General features: G+C 71.7%; 20 protein-coding genes and 1 tRNA gene. 11 read left to right on the top strand and 10 right to left on the bottom strand.

Translation table 11 applies throughout. The annotated features are described in order from the left end of the window. Positions 1 to 10: 10 nt before the first annotated feature. The 4 genes from ACN20J_RS11655 to ACN20J_RS11640 form a co-directional block, all read right to left on the bottom strand. Positions 11 to 334, bottom strand: a complete 324-nt coding sequence (locus tag ACN20J_RS11655; RefSeq protein ID WP_189840055.1) for a trypco2 family protein — start codon at positions 332 to 334, stop codon at positions 11 to 13. A gap of 110 nt (positions 335 to 444) precedes the next feature. Further along, positions 445 to 1,908 (bottom strand): M1 family metallopeptidase, encoded by a 1,464-nt coding sequence (locus ACN20J_RS11650; RefSeq protein ID WP_419665843.1) that lies wholly within the window; start codon positions 1,906 to 1,908, stop codon positions 445 to 447. Then, positions 1,896 to 5,771 (bottom strand): Pls/PosA family non-ribosomal peptide synthetase, encoded by a 3,876-nt coding sequence (locus ACN20J_RS11645; RefSeq protein ID WP_419665842.1) that lies wholly within the window; start codon positions 5,769 to 5,771, stop codon positions 1,896 to 1,898. The genes ACN20J_RS11650 and ACN20J_RS11645 overlap by 13 nt, the downstream gene beginning before the upstream one ends. Positions 5,772 to 6,078: 307 nt before the next feature. Continuing rightward, positions 6,079 to 6,163 (bottom strand) — tRNA-Leu (locus ACN20J_RS11640). 199 nt (positions 6,164 to 6,362) lie between these two features. Between ACN20J_RS11640 and ACN20J_RS11635 the strand changes: the two genes are divergently transcribed. The 3 genes from ACN20J_RS11635 to ACN20J_RS11625 all read left to right on the top strand — a co-directional run bounded on the left by ACN20J_RS11635 (position 6,363) and on the right by ACN20J_RS11625 (position 9,133). Beyond that, positions 6,363 to 7,688, top strand: a complete 1,326-nt coding sequence (locus ACN20J_RS11635; protein WP_189840052.1) for a M20/M25/M40 family metallo-hydrolase — start codon at positions 6,363 to 6,365, stop codon at positions 7,686 to 7,688. A gap of 181 nt (positions 7,689 to 7,869) precedes the next feature. Further along, positions 7,870 to 8,103, top strand: coding sequence for a chaplin ChpH (gene chpH / locus ACN20J_RS11630; RefSeq protein WP_055613317.1), 234 nt, complete (start codon positions 7,870 to 7,872; stop codon positions 8,101 to 8,103). Between the two features lie 208 nt (positions 8,104 to 8,311). After that, complete coding sequence (locus ACN20J_RS11625; RefSeq protein ID WP_419665841.1) at positions 8,312 to 9,133, top strand: chaplin; 822 nt, start codon at positions 8,312 to 8,314, stop codon at positions 9,131 to 9,133. Positions 9,134 to 9,286: 153 nt separating this feature from the next. Here the strand turns inward: ACN20J_RS11625 and ACN20J_RS11620 are convergent, their stop codons facing one another. Continuing rightward, a complete protein-coding gene (locus ACN20J_RS11620; protein ID WP_033323315.1) occupies positions 9,287 to 9,475 on the bottom strand; it encodes a DUF5703 family protein in 189 nt (62 codons plus the stop codon). A gap of 47 nt (positions 9,476 to 9,522) precedes the next feature. On the opposite strand from ACN20J_RS11620, the gene ACN20J_RS11615 reads away from it, so the two are divergent. Beyond that, the gene (locus ACN20J_RS11615) at positions 9,523 to 10,227 is read left to right on the top strand and encodes a hypothetical protein (protein WP_055613319.1); all 705 of its coding nucleotides are present in this window, start codon (positions 9,523 to 9,525) and stop codon (positions 10,225 to 10,227) included. 135 nt (positions 10,228 to 10,362) lie between these two features. Here ACN20J_RS11615 and ACN20J_RS11610 read toward each other — a convergent pair whose 3' ends face one another. Both ACN20J_RS11610 and ACN20J_RS11605 read right to left on the bottom strand, forming a co-directional pair. Continuing rightward, a complete protein-coding gene (locus ACN20J_RS11610; protein ID WP_419665840.1) occupies positions 10,363 to 12,879 on the bottom strand; it encodes a helix-hairpin-helix domain-containing protein in 2,517 nt (838 codons plus the stop codon). After that, on the bottom strand, positions 12,876 to 13,859 hold the full coding sequence (locus tag ACN20J_RS11605) for an aldo/keto reductase (RefSeq protein WP_055613321.1): 984 nt from the start codon (positions 13,857 to 13,859) through the stop codon (positions 12,876 to 12,878). Before ACN20J_RS11605 ends, ACN20J_RS11610 begins: the two co-directional genes overlap by 4 nt. Positions 13,860 to 14,009: 150 nt before the next feature. On the opposite strand from ACN20J_RS11605, the gene ACN20J_RS11600 reads away from it, so the two are divergent. Both ACN20J_RS11600 and ACN20J_RS11595 read left to right on the top strand, forming a co-directional pair. Continuing rightward, the gene (locus ACN20J_RS11600) at positions 14,010 to 15,065 is read left to right on the top strand and encodes an LLM class F420-dependent oxidoreductase (RefSeq protein ID WP_055613322.1); all 1,056 of its coding nucleotides are present in this window, start codon (positions 14,010 to 14,012) and stop codon (positions 15,063 to 15,065) included. A gap of 245 nt (positions 15,066 to 15,310) precedes the next feature. Then, the gene (locus ACN20J_RS11595) at positions 15,311 to 16,099 is read left to right on the top strand and encodes a ferritin-like domain-containing protein (RefSeq protein ID WP_189840050.1); all 789 of its coding nucleotides are present in this window, start codon (positions 15,311 to 15,313) and stop codon (positions 16,097 to 16,099) included. Positions 16,100 to 16,163: 64 nt separating this feature from the next. On the opposite strand, the gene corA is transcribed toward ACN20J_RS11595, so the two are convergent. Further along, on the bottom strand, positions 16,164 to 17,162 hold the full coding sequence (gene corA / locus ACN20J_RS11590) for a magnesium/cobalt transporter CorA (RefSeq protein WP_189840049.1): 999 nt from the start codon (positions 17,160 to 17,162) through the stop codon (positions 16,164 to 16,166). Between the two features lie 62 nt (positions 17,163 to 17,224). Here corA and ACN20J_RS11585 point away from each other — a divergent pair, with 62 nt between their 5' ends. The 4 genes from ACN20J_RS11585 (at position 17,225) to mshC (ending at position 20,714) form a co-directional block, all read left to right on the top strand. Continuing rightward, positions 17,225 to 17,911 carry a histidine phosphatase family protein gene (locus tag ACN20J_RS11585; protein ID WP_189840048.1) on the top strand — a complete coding sequence of 229 codons (687 nt, stop codon included), beginning with the start codon at positions 17,225 to 17,227 and terminating at the stop codon, positions 17,909 to 17,911. 103 nt (positions 17,912 to 18,014) lie between these two features. Continuing rightward, positions 18,015 to 18,605, top strand: a complete 591-nt coding sequence (locus tag ACN20J_RS11580; protein WP_055613325.1) for a DUF3090 domain-containing protein — start codon at positions 18,015 to 18,017, stop codon at positions 18,603 to 18,605. After that, positions 18,569 to 19,384, top strand: coding sequence for an SCO1664 family protein (locus ACN20J_RS11575; RefSeq protein WP_190229384.1), 816 nt, complete (start codon positions 18,569 to 18,571; stop codon positions 19,382 to 19,384). The genes ACN20J_RS11580 and ACN20J_RS11575 overlap by 37 nt, the downstream gene beginning before the upstream one ends. Positions 19,385 to 19,484: 100 nt before the next feature. Further along, positions 19,485 to 20,714: a cysteine--1-D-myo-inosityl 2-amino-2-deoxy-alpha-D-glucopyranoside ligase gene (mshC, locus tag ACN20J_RS11570; RefSeq protein ID WP_361892046.1), complete on the top strand. Its 1,230-nt coding sequence runs from the start codon at positions 19,485 to 19,487 to the stop codon at positions 20,712 to 20,714. 112 nt (positions 20,715 to 20,826) lie between these two features. On the opposite strand, the gene ACN20J_RS11565 is transcribed toward mshC, so the two are convergent. Further along, positions 20,827 to 21,081, bottom strand: coding sequence for a hypothetical protein (locus ACN20J_RS11565; RefSeq protein ID WP_419665839.1), 255 nt, complete (start codon positions 21,079 to 21,081; stop codon positions 20,827 to 20,829). Positions 21,082 to 21,102: 21 nt separating this feature from the next. Between ACN20J_RS11565 and ACN20J_RS11560 the strand changes: the two genes are divergently transcribed. Then, positions 21,103 to 21,546: a hypothetical protein gene (locus ACN20J_RS11560; RefSeq protein WP_362298936.1), complete on the top strand. Its 444-nt coding sequence runs from the start codon at positions 21,103 to 21,105 to the stop codon at positions 21,544 to 21,546. Here ACN20J_RS11560 and ACN20J_RS11555 read toward each other — a convergent pair. Next, a complete protein-coding gene (locus tag ACN20J_RS11555) occupies positions 21,536 to 23,302 on the bottom strand; it encodes a S8 family peptidase (protein ID WP_361989709.1) in 1,767 nt (588 codons plus the stop codon). The two genes, ACN20J_RS11560 and ACN20J_RS11555, sit on opposite strands and share 11 nt — an antisense overlap. Between the last annotated feature and the right edge of the window lie 121 nt (positions 23,303 to 23,423).

The raw sequence follows: 23,423 nt of genomic DNA, 5'->3' as shown, positions 1-23,423 counted from the left end.
CAGGTCCTCCTCAGCGCGGCTCGCCGTCGACGTCGGCGGTCACGCGCACGGGGCCTTCCCCGCCCGCCGCCACCGGGTTGAGCGTGAGGGAAAGCCGGTGCGTCGTCTCCGACGCGGCCCTTCCCGCCGCCCCGAACGACACCACTCCGAAGCTCAGTCCGCCGCTGCCCGAACCCTCGCGCGTGATGGCGAGCGCCAACTCGACGTCCACCTGCCCGAGTTCGAACTGCAGCGGCTCACCGCTGCCGCGCGCCATCGCGGCCGTCAACTCGGCACGCAACGCCTCGATCGTCTCGGCAAGACCACCGGCAACAGCCCCGCTCTCACTGCCCATCGGACGACCCCCGTGACTTCGCTGCGGCACCGTGAACACCGTCCATGATGACACCCGCGTCTCCCGACGCCCCTTGCCAGGGCGGCGAACCGGAGCCCGCCGGGCGGGCGCTACGCGGAGTCGGCGTTCGAGGGCGGATACGGCGGCCGAGCCGGAATCGCCGCCGAGGGGGACGGCAACGGCGGCAGCGCCGTCTCATGCAGCCACGACCGGAACAGGTCGTCCAACGGCTCGGTCGCGAACCGGGCCACATGCGTCGTGAAGGCCGCCGTGGTGACCGTGCCACCCCGGTGCACCGACGCCCACCCGCGCAGCATCCGGAAGAACGCGTCGTCCCCCAGCGCACACCGCACCGCGTGCAGCAGCAGCCCGCCACGCTCGTAGAGCCGGTCGTCGAACATCAGCTTGCGGCCCGGGTCGGACAGTCTGAGGTCCTGCGGCAGCGCGGACAGCTTGCGGTGCGCGAGGCTGGCGAGGGCTTGGGCGTTGCGCCCGCCGGACCTCTCCGACCACAGCCACTCCGCGTACTTCGCGAACCCCTCGTTCAGCCAGATGTGCCGCCAGTCGGCGATGCTCACACTGTTGCCGAACCACTGGTGGGCCAGCTCGTGCGCGACCAGCCGCTCCGAACTCCGGGCCCCGTCCACGTGGTTGGCGCCGAACAGGGAGAGCCCCTGCGCCTCCACCGGGACGTCCAGCTCCTCCTCGGTGACGACCACCGCGTACTCACCGAACGGGTACGGGCCGAAGAGCTCCTCGAAGAGCTGCATCATCGAAGGCTGCCGCGCGAAGTCCCGGGAGAACTCGGTGAGCAGGTGCGGCGGAATGTGCCCGGCCTGCGGGACACCGCCGAGACCCGGATCGCCGAGCAGCACGGTCTGGTACTTCCCGACGGACAGCCCGACCAGATAGCTGGACGTGGGCGCCGACTGCTCGTACACCCATGTCGTGGTGGACGCCTTCGTCGTACGGGTCAGCAGCCGGCCGCCCGCCACCACCGAGTACGCCGACGGCGTGGTGATCGAGATCTGGTACGAGGCCTTGTCCGCGGGCCGGTCGTTGCACGGGTACCAGGACGGCGCCCCGACCGGCTGGCTGGCCACCAGCGCCCCGTCCTCCAGCTCCTCCCAGCCGAGCCCGCCCCACGGGCTGCGCACCGGCTTGGGGTTCCCCGACCAGTGCACCTCCACGGTGAACGCGGCACCGGCCCGGACCGGCTTCGGCGGGCGGATCCGCAGCCTGCCGCCGCGGTGCGTGTAGTGCGTCGCCCGCCCGTCGACCCGGACCCGGCCGATCCGGAAGTCGGCCAGGTTCAGCTGGAACTCGGCGACCGGCGAGCGCCCCGCTATGGCGTTCAGGCGGGCGGTGCCGGACAGCCGGTTGGGTCCCGGACGGTAGTCCAGGGCGAGTTCGTACCGATGCACCCGGTAACGGGGATCACCGTTCGCCGGGAAGTACGGATCCGCTCCCACTGTCTGCTGAACCACTGAAGTGTCTGCTCCCTGCGCTGTGCTCGTACGGCGTGCCGGACTCCCCTCCCCGGGCGCCGTACGGGCCGCGCCTAGGGACGCCATGCCTCGATCGGGTTGCCCAGCCAACGGGTGTCGTCGGGAACGGATTCCGCCGCCATGACGAGGGACGCGGGTCCCAGTGTGCTGCGCGCCCCGACGGTGCTGCCGGGCAGAACGATTCCGCCCGGGCCCAGGGTGGCGCCCTCACGGAGGACCACAGTATCCGTCCGCAAGATCCGGTCGTGGAAGAGGTGGGTCTGCAGCACACAGCCACGGTTCACCGTCGCCGCGTCCTGAAGCGTCACCAGGTCCGTCTCGGGCAGCCAGTAGCTCTCCACCCAGACACCCTTGCCGATATGGGCGCCCAGGCCGCGGAGCCACAGGTTCATGACGGGAGTACCCGGCACGGACCCGGCCAACCACGGCACGGCGACGACCTCGACGAAGGTGTCGGCCAGCTCGTTGCGCCACACGAAACCGCTCCACAGCGGGTGCTCACCGGTCCGGTGCCGGCCCACGAGCAGCCACTTGGCGATCACGGACAGCAGCCCCGCGGCGGCCCCGGCGCCCAGCAGCACGATCCCGGCGAGCGCCCACGCCCATACCCCGAGCGCGCTCAGCGCGGCGATCGTCAGCACGGCCAGCGCGGCCGAGCAGAAGACGGGCACGATCCGGCACAGCTCGACAAGCCCGCGCGCCCACAGCAGCCGCGCCGGAGGGTCGTACGTACGGCTCTGGTCGCCGCCCTGCGTCGAGCGGGGCAGCTTGACCGGCGGCAGCCCCAGGTAGGAGCTGCCCTTCTTGGCCTTCTTCGGCGTCGCGGACAGCACCCCGACCAGGCCGCCGTCCGGCACGGAACGGCCCGGCGCGGTCATCCCGGAGTTCCCGAGGAAGGCGCGGCGCCCGATCTCCGCCCGCCCGATCCGCATCCAGCCGCCCCCGAGCTCGTACGGCGCGGTCAGTGTGTCGTCGGCCAGGAACGCGCCCTCGCCGACCGTCGTCAGGCTCGGCAGCGCGAGCACCGTCGACACCTCCGCGCCCCGCCCGATCCGCATGCCGAGGAGCCGCAGCCAGACGGGCGTGGCCAGCCCGGCGTACAGCGGGAACAGCGTGTCGCGGGAGCGGTCCATCAGCTGCGTGACCGTCCAGGCCTGCCAGCCGATCCTGCTGTGCGTCGGATGCGTACCGGGCCGCAGCCCGAGACTGAGCAGCCGCACGTTGACCAGCAGGATCAGTGCGTACGTGAGACCGAAGGCCAGCGTCGCCGGCACCAGCGCGACCGCGGCACCCCGCAGCGCCTCGCCGAGCCCGGCGTCCGGCGAGACGAAGACGCTCGCCACGAGCACCGCGGCCAGGCCCGCGACCAGCGGCAACGCGGAGAGCGCGAAGCCGGTCGCGCCGTACATCACGCGCCAGTACGTGCCCCGCTGCGGGCGCTCCTTGGGCCAGTCCCGCTTGGCCTTGCCGAGCTTGGTGGCGGGCGCTCCGGCCCACCGCTGACTGGTGGGGATGTGTCCGGCCACGGCCGAACCGGGGGCCACCTCGGACCGCTTGCCCACCCGGGCGCCCGGGAAGAGGATGCTGCGGGTGCCGACCACGGCGTGCGCACCGACCTTGACCGGGCCGATCTCCAGCCGGTCGCCGTCCAGCCAGTGCCCCGAGAGGTCCACCTCGGACTCCACGGCGGCGCCCCGGCCGAGCTTGAGCATGCCGGTCACCGGCGGCAGCGAGTGCAGATCCACGTCGGAGCCGACCTTGGCGCCGAGCGCACGCGCGTACCGCTCCAGCCACGACCCCGTCAGCGAGGTCGCCCCGCTGAACTCGGCCAGCCGCTCGGCCGTCCACAGCCGCAGATGCACGCTCCCGCCCCGCGGATACCGCCCGGGCTTCAGACCGCGCAGCAGCAGCCGCGCACCGCCGGCCGCGATCGCGAGCCGTCCCGGTGGGCTGAAGAGCAGTCCGGCCCCCGCCGCGACGACCCACCACGAGGCGGTCGGCACCCACGGATACGGACCGAACCAGTGCAGTACGTTGCCCAGCGCGGCCAGCGCCACGGTCCAACGCAGGCCGAGCAGGGTGAACAGCGGGACGAGCGCCAGCAGTTGGACGACCTTGGCGCGCAGGGGCACCGGCGCGATCACGCGGGCGGCGCTGTCGCCCTGCGAGGACTTCTCCAGATGCCGGGCCAGCTTGCGCAGCACGGGCTGCTGGTAGATGTCGACCACGGCCGCGCTCGGGTAGCGGGTGCGCAGCCGGGTGGTGAGCTGGGCGGCGGCGAGACTGCTGCCGCCGATCGCGAAGAAGTCGTCCCGCGCCGAACCGACCGGGATGCCGAGCACTTCGCTCCACTGCTCGGCGAGCCAGGCCTCGGTGCCGTACAGCTGCTCGGTGGGTCCGCCGGTCTCCAGGCCCTCCAGGGGCCACGGGAGGGCGTTCCGGTCGACCTTGCCCGAGGTGCGGGTCGGCAGGTCGGCGACCGGCGCGAGCAGCGGGACCAGGGCGGCGGGCAGCTCGGCGCGCAGCTTCTCGACGGCCGTCGCGTGGTCCCAGCCGTCCTGGGTGACCACATAGCCGACGAGCAGCTGGTTGCCGCTGCGGGCGGTACGGACGGCGGCAGCGGCACCCGCGACCCCGGGCAGTCCCTGGAGTGCGGTGTCCACCTCGCCCAGTTCGATGCGACGGCCGCCGAGCTTGATCTGCTCGTCGGCCCGGCCCAGGAAGATCAGCCCCTCCGGTTCGGCCTTGACCAGGTCACCGCTGCGGTAGGCGCGCTCCCAGCCGAGCGATTCCAGCGGGGCGTACTTCTCGGCGTCCTTCTCGGGGTCGAGATAGCGGGCCAGGCCCACCCCGCCGATGACGAGCTGACCGCTGCCGCCCATGGGCACCGGCTCGCCGGACTCGTCGACGACGGCCAGCTCCCAGCCGTTGAGCGGCAGCCCGATACGGATCGGCTCCTCGCCGGTCATCAGGGACGCGCAGGCGACGACGGTGGCCTCGGTCGGCCCGTACGTGTTCCAGACCTCTCGGCCCTCGGTGACCAGCCGCTGCACCAGCTCGGGCGGGCAGGCCTCACCGCCGAAGATCAGCAGCCGGACCTCGTTGAGAGCCTCCGGCTCCCACAGGGAGGCCAGCGTGGGCACGGTGGAGACGACGGTGATCTCCTGCTCGACCAGCCAGGACCCCAGATCGGCGCCGCTGCGCACCTGGGAGCGCGGCACGGGCACCAGACAGGCCCCATAACGCCAGGCCAGCCACATCTCCTCGCAGGACGCGTCGAAGGCGACGGAGAGGCCCGCCATGACCCTGTCACCCGGACCGATCGGGTCGTCGGTCAGGAACAGCTCGGCCTCGGCGTCCACGAAGGCGGCGGCGCTGCGGTGGCTGACGGCCACGCCCTTGGGCTTCCCGGTCGAACCGGAGGTGAAGATGATCCAGGCGTCGTGCTCGACCCCGGGCCGCGCGGCAGGCGTCTCGCTGCGCCCCTCGACGGTCAGCTCGTGCCCGGCGCCGACGACGGCCCGCACCCCGGCCTCGCCGAAGACCAGCTCGGCCCGCTCGTCCGGGTCCTCGGCGTCCACCGGCACATAGGCGGCGCCCGCCGCGAGGACGGCCAGGATCGCCACGTACAGCTCGTTGGTCCCGGACGGGACCCGGACACCCACGCGGTCCCCGAGGCCCACCCCGGCGGCGCTCAGCCGCCTCCTCAGGGCCTCGACCTCTATGGCCAGGGCGCGGTAGCTCAGGCAGCGGTGACCGTCGTCCAGCGCGGGCTCGTCGGGGTAGGCCCGTACGGACGCGTCGAGGATGTCGACGAGGGTGCGGGGCGAGGCGGCGGAAGCGGCGGTGAAGCGGGCCGGGTCGCCGAACTCCGCGCGCACCTCTTCGTCGAACAGCGCTAGTGCGGGTCCTTGCTCGAGGGCTGCCATCGGGTCCTCACGTGTCGTTCCCGGGACGTCCGGGGGAGCCGTCGGGCCCGCAGGTATGCCTGGGGATATTCCGGTCAGCTCCAAACAAGCGTGTAATTTTAGTACGACGCTAGCCCCGGACCTGCGGCTCAGCCATGTGAGGAGGCCCCAGGAGGGGCTGGAGAGCGCTTACCCCAACGCTCTGACGTGGGGGTATGTCATCCTGACGAGATCTGCCCCACACATGGCCGTAACACCGTCGAGCCAGGGGGCGTAGACAACGAGTGAGGGCCGCGACCAGTTGGTCGCGGCCCTCACTCATCTCGTGTGTCCGAGGGGGGACTTGAACCCCCACGCCCGATAAAGGGCACTAGCACCTCAAGCTAGCGCGTCTGCCATTCCGCCACCCGGACAAGGTGTCTGTCGCGCGGGTTTCCCCTGCGGCGACGGAGGAAACATTACCAGGCTTTCGAGGGCCCCCGATCACGGGTGGGCGGGCGTGAACGACGTGTGACGGGCCTGGTCCGCCCTTGGGGTGGGCAGGGTCGGAGAGGGAGGATGGGGAGACCGCCGACGGGAACACCGCCGGCAGGCAGCGTGGGAGGAAGCAGCGTGAGTGAGCCGGACACGACCAGGAACGTCACGGGTGAGGACGAGGTCGTCGACCTCTGCCGCGAGCTGATCCAGATCGACACCAGCAACTACGGCGACCACTCGGGCCCGGGTGAGCGCAAGGCCGCCGAGTACGTCGCGGAGAAGCTCGCCGAGGTGGGACTCGAACCGCAGATCTTCGAGTCGCACCAGGGCCGCGCCTCCACGGTGGTGAGGATCGAGGGGGAGGACCGCTCGCGGCCCGGGCTGCTCATCCACGGCCACACCGACGTCGTACCGGCCAACGCGGCGGACTGGACGCACCACCCGTTCTCCGGCGAGATCGCCGACGGCTGTGTGTGGGGCCGCGGCGCGGTCGACATGAAGGACATGGACGCGATGACCCTCGCGGTCGTACGCGACCGGATGCGCAGCGGTCGCAAGCCGCCCCGGGACCTCGTGCTGGCCTTCCTGGCGGACGAGGAGGCGGGCGGCAAGTTCGGCGCCAAGCACCTCGTCACCAAGCACCCGGACCTCTTCGAGGGCGTGACCGAGGCGATCGGCGAGGTCGGCGGGTTCTCCTTCACGGTCAACGAGAACCTGCGGCTGTATCTCGTCGAGACCGCCCAGAAGGGTATGCACTGGATGAAGCTGACCGTGGACGGCACCGCCGGACACGGTTCGATGATCCACAAGGACAACGCGATCACCGAGCTGTCGGAGGCCGTCGGACGGCTCGGCCGGCACAAGTTCCCGGTGCGTGTGACGAAGACACTGCGGCACTTCCTCGACGAACTGGGCGACGCGCTGGGCACCGAGCTCGACCCGGAGAACATGGACGCGACGCTCGCCAAGCTCGGCGGTATCGCCAAGCTCATCGGCGCCTCGCTCCAGAACACCGCCAACCCGACCCAGCTGGGCGCCGGTTACAAGGTGAACGTGATCCCGGGCCAGGCGACCGCGCACGTCGACGCCCGCTATCTGCCGGGCTACGAGGAGGAGTTCCTCGCCGACCTGGACCGGATTCTCGGCCCGAACGTGAAGCGCGAGGACGTGCACGCCGACAAGGCGCTGGAGACGACCTTCGACGGCGCCATCGTGGACGCCATGCAGACCGCGCTGTCCGCCGAGGACCCGATCGCCCGGGCCGTCCCGTACATGCTCTCCGCGGGCACCGACGCCAAGTCCTTCGACGACCTCGGCATCCGCTGCTTCGGCTTCGCCCCGCTGAAGCTGCCGCCGGAGCTGGACTTCGCCGGGATGTTCCACGGTGTCGACGAGCGGGTCCCGGTCGACGCCCTCAAGTTCGGGGTGCGGGTGCTCGACCGCTTCATCGAGGCGTCCTGAACCGCCGCTGCCGTGAAGCGTCCTGAATTAACCCGCTGAAACGACACTCCAATAATCGCCAGCGCGTACGGAGTCGACTGAGAAGAGTGAATGGGCTCATAAGCTCGTAGCCCTATTACTCCCTCCTCGTTACAGGTGATGCGATCCGCGGCTGGGATCGCATTGCCAACAAGGAGGAATAATGATCAAGAAGATCGTCGCCGCTGCTGCTGCCACTGGTGGCATCGTTCTCGCCGGTGCGGGTATCGCGGCTGCCGACTCCGGTGCTCAGGGTGCTGCCGTGCACTCTCCCGGTGTGCTCTCGGGCAACGTCATCCAGGCGCCCATCCACGTGCCGGTGAACGTCTGCGGCAACACGGTCTCCGTGATCGGGCTGCTGAACCCTGCCTTCGGCAACACCTGCACCAACGTCTGACGTTGTGCCCACCTCATGAGGGCCTGCACCCCATGAAGGCCTGAAAACCCATGAGGGTCTGAGTCCGCGGCCCCGGAGCGCACGCCATGCGCTCCGGGGCCGCCGACATTCCGTGTCCAGCATTCCGCAATTCCGCGCCCGCGCATCCCGGCGCGTGCGCGTTCCTGAAGCCGCACGGCTTACAAGGATCACAAGGCAGGGAAAAGCTATGCGACAGGTCACCCGCAAAGGCCTGATGACGGTGGCGGCGGCGACCGGCGTCCTCGCCGCCACCGGCGGTTACGCGCAGGCCGACTCGGGGGCGCACGGCAGCGCCTCGGACTCCCCGGGCGTGCTCTCGGGCAACTCGGTGCAGGCGCCGGTGCACGCGCCGGTGAACGTCTGCGGCAACACCGTGAACGTGGTCGGGGTGCTCAACCCGGCGGTGGGGAACAAGTGCTCCAACAAGGGCGGCGGCTCCGGTCACCACCACTCCGGCGGCGGATCGCACGCCGGATCGCACGCCGGGGGGCACACGAGCAACTCACCCGGCGTGGGCTCGGGCAACCACGTCCAGGTTCCGGTGGACGTGCCGGTCAACGTCTGCGGCAACAGCGTCTCCGTCGGGGGTGTCGGCAACGCGGCCACGGGCAACGACTGCTCGAACACCGGCCGCGGGCACGGCTCGACGCCTCCCGGGTACGGCGAGCCCAACCCTCCGGGAAAGCCCGGTCAGCCGGGTGACCCCGGGGACCCGGGTCAGCCGGGCAAGCCAGGGGAGCCCGGTAAGCCGGGACAGCCCGGGGGCCCGGGCGACCCGGGTCGGCCCGGTGGACCCGACGGCCACGGTGGACCGGGCCGGTCCGGTGGCGTGGACCTGGGCTCCGCGAACCCGAACGACCCCAACGCCCAGGCCGTCTCGCAGCCCAAGGGCTCCGAGCAGCTGGCGCAGACCGGCAGTGAGCTGCCGCTCGGTCTCGCGCTGCCGGTGGGCGCGGGCGCGCTGCTGGTGGGCGCCGTGCTCTACCGCAAGGCGCGCGCCTCCGCGTGAGACGACGCCATGACACGGCAAACGGTGCCACGGCACCGGACAAACGGTGTCATGGCACTACAAAAGCCCCCAGGGGCAGGTGAACACGCCCCCGCGGGGTCGACGGAGCGGGCCCCGCACGCGCGGGGCCCGCTCCGTTTCAGCCGTCCCTCGTCACCACGTGGCACGCACCTGGCGGATGATCCGCCGGCGCAACCGCACTCTGCGGCTGCCGTCCGGGTGGAGGCTGAGGCGGTCCAACTCCCAGTGTCCGTACTCGGCATGGTCCGTCAGCAGGCGTGTCGTTTCCTTGCGGGAGACCCCGCGCGGCACGTACACGTCGACAAATTCGTATTCCGGCATCGCATCTATTGTGCGTGTGGAGGCCGTGTACGGATAGCGTCTGCACTATGTCTGATGCTGCGCAGCCCACCGCTGCCGAGGTACGCGCCGCCGCCGAGGCGGTCAAGGCCGCGCTCGACCGTCACCTGGCGGCGGTCGAGCGCAGGACGGGTGAGGACGACCCGGCCGTCTACGAGGCGTTCAACGAGCTGGCCGCGGCCGCCGAGGAGTACGACGAGCTCCTCTACGACCGCTATGACGAGGTCACTCCCTTCGAGATCCCCGGCACCGAGGACGCGCTGCCGTACACCGGGCCGGAGGAGCCCAACGCGCTGAGCGTGCTGATCCGCCGGGACTACACGGTGGTGGAGCCGCAGCGGCTGCTGGCGCAGGCGCAGCGGGTGGAGGCCGTGGAGGAGTCCGGGGCCGCGGCCGCGGGCTTCGACGCCGCGTCCGGGACTGTGCACGGCGCCCTGGGCGTCCTCTTCGGGGAGTTCGAGCCCGACGAGATCGCCTCCCGGCACAAGGAGTTCGGTCTGGAGGAGGGCGACTCCACGCTGTGGGTCACCGCCGCGGACGAACCCGCCGAGGCCGGCGAGTGGCTGGAGGCGCCGTTCGACCACGCCGATCCGCATCAGGTGCTGTGCCGCTTCGACGTCAGCGCCGTCTTCGACGAGGAGGCCGGGGCGGACCTCGACGACGACATCGAGGACGCCGTGGAGCCGGAGCTCGACGAGGACGAGGACCTGGAGCCGCTCGACGCCGAGCGCTGAGGCTCCCGCCGGTTCGCACTGGTTCGTACCGGTCCGTACTGGTTCATACGGTGGCGGTCGTCGGGCGGGGAGCCCGGTGACCGCCACCGGTGTGTCCGGGGCCCGGCGGTCGCGCGCCGGGCCCCGGGACGGGCGTCAGCCGGCCGCCGGGACCTGGGCCCTGAGCAGGGCCGGCAGCCGGGTCGTACGCGGCTTCGCGGCGACCTCGGCCACCGCGCGCGGCAGAGCCTGATCCACGCCGTGGACCACCGAGAGGTGCTGCTCGGCGCGGCCGAAGGCGGTGTAGATCCAGGGCCGGGTGAGCGCCTGGGCGGCGTCCCCGGGCAGGACCACGACCGCGGCGGGCCAGCGGGCGCCGACCGCCTGGTGCGCGGTGAGCGCCCAGCCGTGCCGCACGGTCTGCTCCACCCGCTCCTTCGGTACGACGACGGGGGCGCCCACGCACTCCAGGTGCAGCCCGTCGGCGTCGGCCTTCACCACCTGGCCCGGGACCGTACGGCCCGGCGCGGGGGAGTACGCGATCCGGTCACCCGGGTCGAAGCCGCCGAAGCGGCCCGGGCCGGGGTTGAGCCGCTCCTTCAGCGCGGTGTTGAGCGCGCGCGTGCCCACCGCGCCGCCGTGGCCCGGGGTGATCACCTGGGTCTGCTCGGCCGGGATCCCGATGGCCCGCGGCACCGAGTCCGCGATCAGCTGCACGGTCCGGTGGACCGCCTCTCCCGCGTCGCGCACCGGGACGATCACGACCTCCTTGCCGGGGGCCGCCACCTGGTTCAGCTCGCCGATGCCGATGCCCGAGACCAGCTCGCCGATCGGGCCGGGGTCGGGGGTCCGTGAGGCGACCTGCGGGCAGGCGCGCGCGGCGAGCAGGTCAGCGAAGACCCGTCCGGGGCCCGCCGACCACAGCACCCCGGGGTCTCCGCTCAGCACGAGCCGGGCCCCGTCGGGCAGCGACTCCGCGAGCATCGCCGCGCTCTCCACGTCGAGCTGCGGCGCGTCGAGCACGATGAGGAGGTCGGTCCGCAGCATGCCGTCCGTGTCCCGCCCCGGGCCCTCGGCACCGGCGAGCAGTCCGGCGACGGTGGTCACGGTCTCATGGGTCCCGACATCGCCGGGCTGCCCGCCACCGGGACGCCCGGACGCACCGCCGTGTGTGCCGGCCGCGCCGCCGTCGTGCGTCCGGGCAGGGCTGCCCGGGCCGTCGTCGGTTCCGCGGCGCGGTCCGTTCGGTGCGCCCGTCTCGTCCTCCGCGCCGAAGCCGGGTGCCGACGACGGGTCTGAAGCCGAGGCCGCGCCTCGCCCCGCTCCCTCGGCGGAGGCCAGCAGCGCGGCGAAGCGGCGGCGGCCGTCCGGGGTGTGGGTGGTTGCGCACACCCGCAGGCCGAGGGACCGGGCGGTCGCGGCCAGGGCCGCCGGTTCCGCGCGGGACGCCTCGCCGCCGGTGTGCAGGACGAGGCCGTGACCCGCGACCGCGCGGATCAGCTCGGCGGCGGAGCCGGTCGCGGCCGACTCCCAGTCAGTGGCCGAACCGTCCTCCTTGGGCAGGGAGTTGACCACCCGGGCGAGACCGTCGGCGAGGCTCTCCTCGGCGAGCGCGTACCGCTCCAGACCGATGAGGACGCGGACCGGACGCGCCGCCTCGCCCTCTTCGCCCTCGGCCTCTTCTTCGGAGGGCGCGGGAGCCGGCGGCGCGCCCGGCTCGTCCAGCGCGTCCTGGAAGACCAGGGCGTCGCCCTCGGCGAGGGCGCTCTGCACGGCGGCATCGGGATCCGGCACCGATCGCTGGGCGAGCGCCGCGTGGAGCGCCTGGGCCTCCAGGGCCGTGTGCCCGGCGAGGGCCGCCTGCTCCAGGAGCCATACCGTGACCGCCCGGCCCCGCCGCTCGTCGTCGGGACCGCACTCCGCGCCGAGCAGCGCCCGGGCGAACCCGTCGGCCTGCTCGGGCCTGACCCCGGCCACGCGCAGCAACTGCCAGGGGTCCTCGCGCAGTTGCGTGTCCGCCCCCTCGCCGAGGACGGCGGCGACCTGCGCCGCCAACGCCTCCGGAGCGCCGCCCTCGACCAGCACGGCCCGAACGGTGTCGACGGCCTCGGAGGCCACCGGCGCGGGTGTGGCGGAGGGCATGGCCTGGGGCCGCCGCTCCGGCTCCGGCGCGGACCTGCGCGGTGCGGGCTCAGGCTCGGCGAAGACGCTCGCCGGGGGCTTCCCCCCGCTCTCCACCGCCCGTACGGCAGCGAGCAGATCGGCCGCCTTGCCGCTCAGGCGCGCCCCGGCCTGGACCGGCCCCTCCTTCTCCGCCTTCCGCCGCTCGATCCGCTCCCGGAACTCCCGCTGCGCGGCCAACTCGGCCTCGGCCTCGGACAGCTGGGCCGTGGTGTCGGCGGCGGCGGTGCCGTCACCGGAAGTGCCGTCCGCGGCGGGACCTTCCGACTCAGATTCCGGCTCCGACTCCGACGCCCCGCCTTCACCGCTGTCCGTGGCCGTGTCCGTCGCGTCCGTCGCGCCTGCGGCGGCTTCGTCGTCGGGGCCGGCAGGCGCGCGGCTTCCGTCCGCGGAACCTCCGTCGTCATCGGCCCCCGGTCCGGCCCCGGGCCCCCCGGGCTCCGGGCCGGTCACCGGCTCGGTTTCCTCCGCGGCAGCGGGATCCGTGGTCACAGCGTGCTCCAGTCGTGATCGGGATAGTGGTGCACCGGCGCTGACACATCGTCGAGCGCTCGGCAGATCTCGTCAGGAAGACTAAGGGTCTCCACTGACAACGCGGCCGTGAGCTGCAGCGCGTTGCGCGCGCCTATGATCGGGGCGGCCACGCCGGGCCGGTCGCGGACCCATGCGAGGGCCACCTGGAGCGGCGTCACGGCGAGGCCGTCCGCGGCCGTCGCCACCGCGTCCACGATGCTGCTCGCCGCGTCGTCCAGGTACGGCGCGACGAACGGCGCCAGCTGTTCCGACGCGCCCCGCGAGTCCGCGGGCGTCGCGTGCCGGTACTTGCCCGTCAGCACACCCCGGCCCAGGGGAGAGGACGGCAGCAGACCGATGCCCAGGTCCAGCGCCGCGGGCAGCACCTCGCGCTCGACACCGCGCTGCAGCAGCGAGTACTCCATCTGCGTACTGGCCAGCCGTGTGCGGATCCCGGGCGCCGCGAGCTGCCAGGTGGCCGCCTTGGCGAGCTGCCAGCCGCAGAAGTTGGAGACCCCGGCATAGCGCGCGCGACCGCTGCTGACAGCGATGTCGAGAGCCTGCAGGGTCTCCTCCAGCGGCGCCTCGGGGTCGAAGGCGTGGATCTGCCACAGGTCCACGTAGTCCGTGCCGAGCCGTGCCAGCGAGGCGTCGAGCGCGGACAGCAGATGCCCCCGCGAGCCGTCGAAGCGCCGGTCCGGATCGGGCACGCTCCCCGCCTTCGTCGAGATCACCAGATCCCGGCGGGGCACCAGCCCCTCCATGAGCTGCCCGAGGAGGTACTCGGCCTCCCCGTCCCCGTACACATCGGCCGTGTCGACGAGCGTCCCGCCCGCTTCCCAGAACCCCTTCAACAGGTCCGCGGCGTCGTGCTCGTCGGTGTCCCTGCCCCAGGTGAGGGTGCCGAGTCCGATGCGGGACACGCGAAGGCCGGTACGGCCGAGATGCCTCTGCTCCATGTGGGCTGAGATTACTGGCCAGAAGTCGGTGTGTGGGGCCCTGTGGACAACCAGGATCACGTGATCCCCAACCCGGTCCCTGCCACTGGGCCCACCGGCGCGCTAGGGTGCCGCACAAGGGACGTTACTGATCAGTAAGGGGAATCGGCCATGCAGCTCGGGATCAACCTCGGCTACTGGGGTGCCGGAATGGACGCGGACAACCTCGCCGTGGCCAAGGAGGCCGACCGGCTGGGCTACGCGGTCTGCTGGGCCGCCGAGGCGTACGGATCGGACGCGGCCACCGTGCTCACCTGGGTCGCCGCCCAGACCGAGCGCATCGACGTCGGCTCGGCCATCTTCCAGATCCCGGCCCGCCAGCCCGCGATGACCGCGATGACCGCCGCCACCCTCGACTCGCTCTCCGGCGGCCGCTTCCGCCTGGGCCTCGGCGTCTCCGGACCGCAGGTCTCCGAGGGCTGGTACGGCGTCAAGTTCGACAAGCCGCTGGCCCGCACCCGCGAGTACGTCGAGATCATCCGCAAGGCCATGACCCGCGAGCGCCTGTCGTACGAGGGCACGCACTGGACCCTCCCGCTGCCGGGCGGCCCCGGCAAGCCGCTCAAGCTGACCGTGCACCCGGAGCGCGAGCACATCCCGCTCTACATCGCCGCGATCGGCCCGAAGAACCTGGAGCAGACCGGCGAGATCGCCGACGGCGCCCTGCTGATCTTCCCGTCCGCCGACCACCTGGAGGACACCGCGATCAAGCACCTGCGCGCGGGCCGCGAGAAGGCCGGGCTGACGATGGACGGCTTCGACGTCTGCCCGACGCTGCCGCTGGCGCTCGGCGAGGACAAGGACGTACCGGCCCTGGCCGACATGTTCCGCCCGTACACCGCGCTCTACGTGGGCGGCATGGGCAGCCGCAAGCAGAACTTCTACAACCAGCTCGCGCAGCGCATGGGCTACGAGAAGGAGGCCGCCGAGATCCAGGACAAGTACCTGGCCGGCGACAAGGAGGGCGCGGCTGCCGCCATTCCGCAGCAGCTCATCGACCAGACCACGCTGCTCGGCTCCGTGGACCGCATCGCGGACCGGATGAAGGCCTACGCGGCCGCCGGGGTCACCACGCTCACGCTGGCCCCCGCGGGCTTCACGCTGGACGACCGGATCGCCTCGCTCCGGGCCGGTACCGACGCCCTGGAGCGGGCCGGACTCGCATAACACCGTCCACAGCGGGACGGGAGAGGTTCTGCGGCCGTGGTGGGGGCTCGGGGGGTCTTCCCCGCCACGGCCGTCACGGAGAACAACGCGCCACGGCCCGCTCGGTTACGCGCCTCTCATACCCCCCGCGTCCACCGTTCGGCGGAATTGTCCGACACAGGTGTTGCCGCGCCCCTGGCTGCCCATTTGACTCGTTCTTTGCGGAGTCCCGCACGGAGGTGGGAGCCCGCATGGAGGTGGCACACATGCTTTCGGCCAAGAGTCTTTTCCAGGAGATCGTCGACAACGACGAGTCGTTCCGGCTGTTCTGTTCCATCGCCGCCAGCGGGGAGACCCAGGGAGGCTGGGAGAACGCGCGGATCGCGGCCCTCGTCCCGGAGAGCGAGCGCGCCCTCGCACCCAAGATCACCCGGCACGGCGCCGACGAGGACAAGCACGGGCGGATCTTCAACGCGCTGATGAAGAAGCGGGGCGTCACACCCGTCGAGATCCCGCCCGAGACCGACTACACGATGCTCCTGGAGAAGAACGGCATCGGCCTCGCGCACGACAAGCTCAAGCGCGACGAGCCGCTCACCGTGCAGGACATCGTCACCTACCTCTCCCACAGCAGGGTCACCGAGCAGCGTGCGGCCGACCAGATGGTGATGCTGCGCAAGGACTTCGGTGACCACCCGGAGATCGGCAAGGCCGTGCGGATGATCTCCAACGACGAGGACAACCACCTTGCGTACTGCCACGAGGAACTGCTCCGCTACGCCGCCGCGGGCCACGGCCGGACCATCCAGCGGACCCTGCGCGAGTGCGCGCTCGCCGAGATCCGCATCTACCGGGACGTCAGCCTCGCCGTGATGGGCCACATGGGGCGCATCCTCGGCTGGCCGAAGCCCAAGGCGTCGGCGCTCGCTGCGGGCATCCACGCCATGTACCTGTACGAGCGGGTCCTCGGCTGGCGGCGCATGGTCTCGCTCGCCGTGCCGGAGCGGCGCGACGCCCTGGGCGGCCCGGCCTCGGCGGCACCCGAGTTCGCGTGAGCGTGCTCCACGCGCGCGTGCTGCCTCGTACGCGGCACGCGCGCGTGGAGCCCGACGAGCGCGGCTACAGCCAGCCGCGCCGCTTGAACAGCCGGAACAGCAGCACCTCCAGCACCGCCATCAGCAGGATCACCGCCGGATAGGCCCACACCCAGTGCAGCTCCGGCATGTGGTCGAAGTTCATGCCGTAGATCCCCGCGATCATCGTGGGGACCGCGGCCATGGCCGCCCACGCGGAGATCTTCCGCATGTCGTCGTTCTGCCGGACGCTCATCTGCGCGAGATGTGCCGACAGGACGTCCGAGACCAGCCGGTCCAGGCCCTCCACGGAGTCGTTCACCCGGGCCAGGTGGTCGCTGACGTCACGGAAGAAGGGCTGCGCCTTGTCGTGGACGAACGGCACACCCGGGCCGGAGACGCCCGAGCCCGCGAGGCGGGACAGCGGCACGGACAGCGGTCCGGTGGCCCTGCGGAACTCCAGGACCTGCCGCTTGAAGGTGTAGATCCGGGACGCGGTGTGCCGGGAGCCGCCGTCGTTCGGCGAGAACACCTCCGCCTCGACCTCCTCCAGGTCGGTCTGCAGCTCGGTCGCCACCTCCAGATAGTGGTCTACGGTGTCGTCGGCGATCGAGTAGAGCACCGCCGTCGGGCCGAGGCGCATCATGTCCGGGTTCTGCTCCAGACGGTGTCGTACGGCCTTGAGCGGCGAGCCCTCACCGTGCCGCACGGTCACCACGAAGGAGTCGCCCAGGAAGATCATGAGCTCCCCGGAGGAGACGGCGTCGCTGTCCGGCTCGTACGTCACCGGCTTGAGCACCACGAACAGGGAGTCGTCGTACACCTCCAGCTTGGGCCGCTGGTGCGCCTTCAGGGCGTCCTCGACCGCCAGCGGATGCAGCCCGAACTCCTCGGTGACGAGTTCGAACTCCCGCTCGGTCGGCTCGTACAGCCCGATCCACACGAACGCGTTCCCCGAGGCACGCGCGGCGTCCAGGGCGTCCGAGAGATCCTCCGGGCCCTCCGTACGGTGCCCGTCGCGATAGATGGCAGAGTCGACGATCACGGAGCGTATTCTCCCGCCGCCAGCGACCCGGCGCACTCGGGCCGCAGCCTAGGCTGGGCCGCATGCCCACCTTGATCCTCGTCCGGCACGGACGTTCCACCGCCAACACCGCGGGACTGCTCGCCGGGTGGACGCCCGGCGTGGCTCTCGACGAGCGAGGGGCCGCGCAGGCCGCCGCGCTGCCCGGGCGCCTCGCGGAACTGCCGATCGCCGAGGTCGTCAGCAGCCCCCTGCAACGCTGCCAGGAAACGATTCGGCCGCTCCTGGACGCGCGCCCCGAACTGCGGGCCCACTCCGACGACCGGATCGGGGAGGCCCACTACGGCGACTGGTCCGGGCGCAAGCTCGCCGAGCTGTCGGGCGAGCCGCTGATGGAGGTCGTGCAGGCGCACCCCTCCGCCGCCGCGTTCCCGGGCGGCGAGTCGATGCGCGCGATGCAGACCCGGGCCGCCGAGGCGGTACGGGAATGGAACGCGCGCGTCGAGCGCGATCACGGCGGTGACGCGGTATATCTCATGTGCTCGCACGGCGACATCATCAAGTCTCTTGTGGCGGACGCCCTCGGTCTTCATCTCGACCTCTTCCAACGGATCTCCGTAGAACCGTGTTCCATCACCGCGATCCGTTACACACGACTGCGGCCGTTTCTCGTTCGTCTCGGCGACACCGGCGATTTCACGTCGCTCGCGCCGCGCGAGGAACCCCCGGCCGGGGACGCCACGGTCGGGGGCGGTGCGGGCGCACCGTGATCGTCGGCCGCAGTAGGGTGAAGCGGTCGAAGAAGCGCAGCAGTTGTCAGCAGCAGACGCAGTCGACGGCAGAAGCAGTCGATCGATCCAATGGAGACAGGACGTGTCCCGTCAGGTGTTCCTCTACGACCCGCCGGACCGTTTCGTAGCCGGCACGGTCGGGCTGCCAGGGCGCCGTACCTTCTTCCTGCAGGCCTCCTCAGGACCCCGGGTGACCAGCGTGGCCCTGGAGAAGACGCAGGTCGCGGCGCTCGCCGAACGGATGGACGAGCTCCTCGACGAGGTCGTACGCCGTACCGGGGGCAGCGCTCCCGTCCCGGCGATGGCCCCGACGGAGGTCTCCGACACCGCCCCGCTCGAAGCTCCCGTCGAGGAGGAGTTCCGGGTCGGCACCATGGCGCTGGCCTGGGACGGTGACGAGCAGCGCATGATCGTCGAGGCCCAGGCGCTCGTGGAGCTGGACGCCGATTCCGAGGAGGACCTCGCCGAGGCCGAGGAAAGGCTCCTGCAGGACGAGGAGAACGGTCCGCCGATGCTGCGGGTCCGCCTCACCGGCGCCCAGGCCCGTGCCTTCGCCAAGCGCGCCCTCGACGTCGTCAACGCCGGTCGGCCGCCCTGCCCGCTGTGCAGTCTCCCGCTAGACCCGGAAGGACACGTATGTCCGCGCCAGAACGGATACCGCCGCGAAGCGTGACCACGGCCGAGCTGCTCGCCGAGGGCGAGCTGACCGTGCGCGGACGCATCCGTGAGGCCTCCAACGCGGTGCTGCTGTGCGATGTGACGTACGAGGGACAGACGGCTTCCTGCGTCTACAAGCCGGTCGCCGGCGAGCGCCCGCTGTGGGACTTCCCCGACGGCAACCTCGCGCGGCGCGAGGTCGCCGCCCACGAGGTGTCCGAGGCGACCGGCTGGGGGCTCGTCCCGACCACGGTCCTGCGCGACGGCCCGTACGGCGAGGGCATGTGCCAGCTGTGGATCGACGCGGTGTCCGAGGGCTCGGAGCTGCTCGCGCTGGTCGACGGCGAGGAGCCCGGCGAGGGCTGGAAGGCGGTCGGATTCGCCGAGGTCGGCGAGGGGCGCACCGCGCTGCTCGTGCACGCCGACGACGAGCGGCTGCGCAGGCTGGCCGTCCTCGACGTGGTGATCAACAACGGCGACCGCAAGGGCGGGCATCTGCTGCCCGCGCCCGAGGGCCGGCTGTTCGGGATCGACCACGGGGTCACCTTCAACGCCGAGAACAAGCTGCGGACGCTCCTGTGGGGCTGGGCGGGGGAGAAGCTCACCGCCGAGGCCGTGGAGGTCCTGGAGCGGCTCAGGGGTGCCCTGGACGGGACGCTGGGCGTGCGCCTGGGCGAGCTGATCACCGCGGCCGAACTGGACGCCACGCGCGCGCGTGTGGCCTCTCTGCTCGCCTCCGGGCGGCATCCGGAGCCCTCGGGGGACTGGCCCGCGATCCCGTGGCCGCCCGTCTAGTCGGGGCTGCACATCCAGGAACCGCACGCAAGAAGGCCTTCCCGGCCATATGGCCTGGTCCGGTTCGTATACGGAACATCCGTCCGGTTAGGCTCATGACATGCATGCCTGGCCCGCTTCCGACGTCCCTGCCCTGCCCGGCAAGGGCCGCGACCTCCGGATCCACGACACCGCGACCGGTGGTCCCGTGACCCTCGACCCCGGTCCCGTCGCCCGTATCTACGTCTGCGGCATCACCCCGTACGACGCGACCCATCTGGGTCACGCGGCGACCTACAACGCGTTCGACCTCGTACAGCGCGTGTGGCTCGACACCAAGCGGCAGGTTCACTACGTCCAGAACGTGACGGACGTCGACGATCCGCTGCTGGAGCGCGCCGCGCGGGACAACGTCGACTGGGTCTCCCTCGCCGAGAAGGAGACGACCCTCTTCCGCGAGGACATGACCGCCCTGCGGATGCTGCCCCCGAAGCACTACATCGGCGCCGTCGAGGCCATACCCGGGATCGTCCCGCTGGTCGAGCGACTGCGGGACGCGGGTGCGGCGTACGAACTCGAAGGGGACGTCTACTTCTCCGTCGAGTCCGACCCGCACTTCGGCCAGGTGTCCAACCTGGACGCGGCGGCGATGCGGCTGCTGTCCGCCGAGCGCGGCGGCGACCCGGACCGTCCGGGCAAGAAGAACCCCCTCGACCCGATGCTGTGGATGGCCGCCCGCGAGGGCGAGCCGAGCTGGGACGGCGCCTCGCTCGGGCAGGGCAGGCCCGGCTGGCACATCGAGTGCGTCGCGATCGCCCTCGACCACCTGGGCATGGGCTTCGACGTGCAGGGCGGCGGCTCCGACCTCGCCTTCCCGCACCACGAGATGGGCGCCTCCCACGCGCAGGCGCTCACCGGCGAGTTCCCGATGGCCAAGGCGTACGTGCACGCCGGCATGGTCGCGCTCGACGGCGAGAAGATGTCCAAGTCCAAGGGCAATCTCGTCTTCGTGTCCACGCTCCGGCGTGACGGCGTCGACCCGGCGGCCATCCGGCTCGCCCTGCTCTCGCACCACTACCGGGCCGACTGGGAGTGGACCGACCAGGTGCTCCAGGACGCCCTCGCGCGCCTCGACCGCTGGCGGGCCGCCGTGTCTCGGCCCGACGGCCCGTCCGCCGAGGCACTCGTCGAGGAGATCCGCGAGGCCCTCGCGAACGACCTGGACGCGCCCGCCGCGCTCGCGGCCGTCGACCGCTGGGCCGTGCTCCAGGCCGAGAGCGGCGGCACGGACGAGGGCGCCCCCGGCGTCGTGTCCCGCGCCGTGGACGCCCTGTTGGGCGTGGCCCTCTAGCAACACCGGGCCCAGCAACGCCGGGCGCCGGACGGGTTGTTGCCCGTCCGGCGCCCTCTGTGCGGTGGATCGTTCGTCGTGCTGCTCGGTGCTACTTGCCCACGACAGCGGCCTACTTGTTCACGATGACGGCCTGGATCGTGTTGCTCGTGGAGTCGTAGATCCCGATGACCTGCTGGCCGAAGGCGAAGGCATCCTGGACCTCGTCGTGCGTCACCTGGTTCGGGTTGACCAGCGGACGCCAGCCCTGGTTGATGTACAGGTAGAGGATCGACGGCTGGCCCGGCAGCGGCGTGACGACGTCCCAGAAGTGCTCGGCCACACCGCTCGTCAGCGCCGCGGCCTCGACCGCGCTGCGCACGATCAACGGCTGGCCCTGCCCCTGGCCTTGCTCCTGCCCCTGCTGTTGCTGCTGCCCGCCGAGCTGGTGAAGCAGCTGCTGGAACGGCTGCTGCTGGCCGAGCTGCTGGAGCTGCTGCTGCAGGTGCTGCGGAAGCTGGTGCTGAGGGTGCTGGGGGATCTGCTGCTGACCCATGCCCTGCGGGCCGAACGGCTGCTGCATCTGCTGTCCGAAGGGCTGCTGTTGCTGCTGCCCGAACGGCATCTGCTGGCCGTAGCCCTGCTGTTGGCCCTGCCCCTGCTGCGGGGGCGCCGTGCTCGGGCCCTGCTGCTGACCTTGCTGGCCCTGGTTCTGGCCCTGCTGCTGGCCCTGTTGGCTCATCTGCGGGGTGGTGCTCATGCGGGTGCCACCTTCCCTCAATTGTCGAGCGATGGTTGGTCGTTGAGCGATGGTCGGTCCTGTGTGGAACGGCCCGGTCGTGTCAGCCCGTGACGACCAGGCCGACGATCTCGTCGTCCGAGAACCAGACGCGTACGTCGGGCCGTCCGCCCGCGAAGGCGGAGTGCACCGCCTGGCGGATCTCGGCGGACGGGTTGTTCAGGCTCCGCCAGTCACCGGCAACGAACAGCCGGAGCCTGGGCGGGAGTTCACGGGGATACGGCAGCAACTCGTCCCAGTACCGCTCGGCCTGGCCCGAGCCGACCGCCTCCGGCAGCAGATGGGCGACCGCCGCCTTGATGTCGGGCCGGTTGCCGATCCGCTGTGACGCGGGCCGGCCCGGAGCGTCCTGCTGCGGGGATCCCGTGGCCCGCAGCAGCCTGCGCGCCCGCTCCGGGTCCATCGGTTCCTGGCCGACCGCCCTGAGCATGCCCTGCAGCGCGGCCAGGGCGCCCACCACCAACGGGGAGGCGGAGGAGGTCCCGGAGAACGAGTCGGTGAACCAGGCGATCTCCTCGGCGCCGCCCTGCAGATCACCGGGCTTGTCCCAGAAGCCGCCGGTCGTGGTGACCTCACGGCCCCAGCCCTGTGCGTCCACCCGTGCCCCGTAGTTGGAGAACGCCAGACGCGAGCGGTCCGGGCCGTGGTCGCGGCCGTGGGTGCCGGGCGGCGGAGCGCCCGCGCCGACCACGATCGCGCCGGAGGACTGGTTGGACGGGTTGAACGGGTTGCGCCACCACTCCGGGAACTCGTCGGGCCGGCGCTCGTACACCGCGTCGTCCAGGGACTCCCCGCCGTTGCCCGCGGCCTCCACCACCAGGACACCCTTGGCGGTCGCGTACCGGATGGCCGCGAAGTCGTCCGGCCACCATTCCAGCGGGATGTAGCCGCGCTGGTCGTCGCGCACCGCGAAGTCGAACCGCGGTCCGGGGCTGTGCAGCTCGACCAGGATGATGTCCCCGGAGTTCAGCCGGTCGGCCGCCGCGTGGATCGCGGCTGCCGAGCCGATGCCGTGGAACGACGCGGCGGCGGTCACCGTGTCCGGCACGATGCCGGTGATCCCGTACTCGTTGCGGTCGCCGCCGATCACACCGATGACGGCGGTGCCGTGGTTGCGCCAGGCCAGGTCCTGGATCGGGGTGCCGACCACGACACCCGCGAGCTTGGCGGCCAGGTCCTCGTGGCCGAGCTGCCAAGCGCCTTCCACGTCGATCACGGTGACGCCCTGGCCGGAACCGCCGGGCCGCTGCCAGGCCCAGTGCGCGTCCACGCCCTCGGGCGCGGGGCGCAGATAGCCCTGCCGGCTGGTGAAGTCCGGTGTGACGGGGGCGCCTTCCTTGCGCCGCCGGCTCTCGTCGGTGCTGTTTCCCACGGATCCCATGGACCCCGCGGACCCCACCGAGGCCGGTACGGCACCCGGTTTCACGTACGCCGTGGCGATCTCGGGCAGTGCCGCGATCCGCGAACGCAGCTCCTGGGCGCGGCTCTCGACGCCCCGCACCCGGTAGAAGAGTCCGAGGTCGGGCACTGTCTCGGCGCCCGGGGCCGAGGGCTGGGCCGCCGACTGCAGCCGCTCCTCGCTGCCGAACAGCGGTTGCAGGGCGAGCTGTTCGTCGCTGAGGAACATGTTCAGCGCCGACACGTCGGCGCCGGCCGCCGAACGGACCCCTTCGGCCTCGGCGCGCAGCCGGGCCTCGGGCCGTGCGACGACGATCAGTTCCTGCTCGGCTCCTCGGTAGGTGAATCCCGCTCCGTCCGGCCCTGGCCCGGACGCTCCCGGGCCCTGCGCGGGCTGTGCCTGGTCGGTCATCGCGTGCCGCTCCCTTCGGTCCGTGCAGGTGTGCAGGTACAGGTGCTGGAGTCGTCGAGGGTTGTGACCTCTGCTCGTTTCCTCGGGGCGTGTCCTCCGGGGCACACCTTGCTCCTCCCGG

The organism is Streptomyces sp. 2-1, from assembly GCF_048564895.1.
GTDB lineage: Bacteria > Actinomycetota > Actinomycetes > Streptomycetales > Streptomycetaceae > Streptomyces > Streptomyces phaeochromogenes.
The sequence above is the reverse complement of the archived record's forward strand: the minus strand, read 5'-3'. Positions and strand labels throughout refer to the sequence as shown.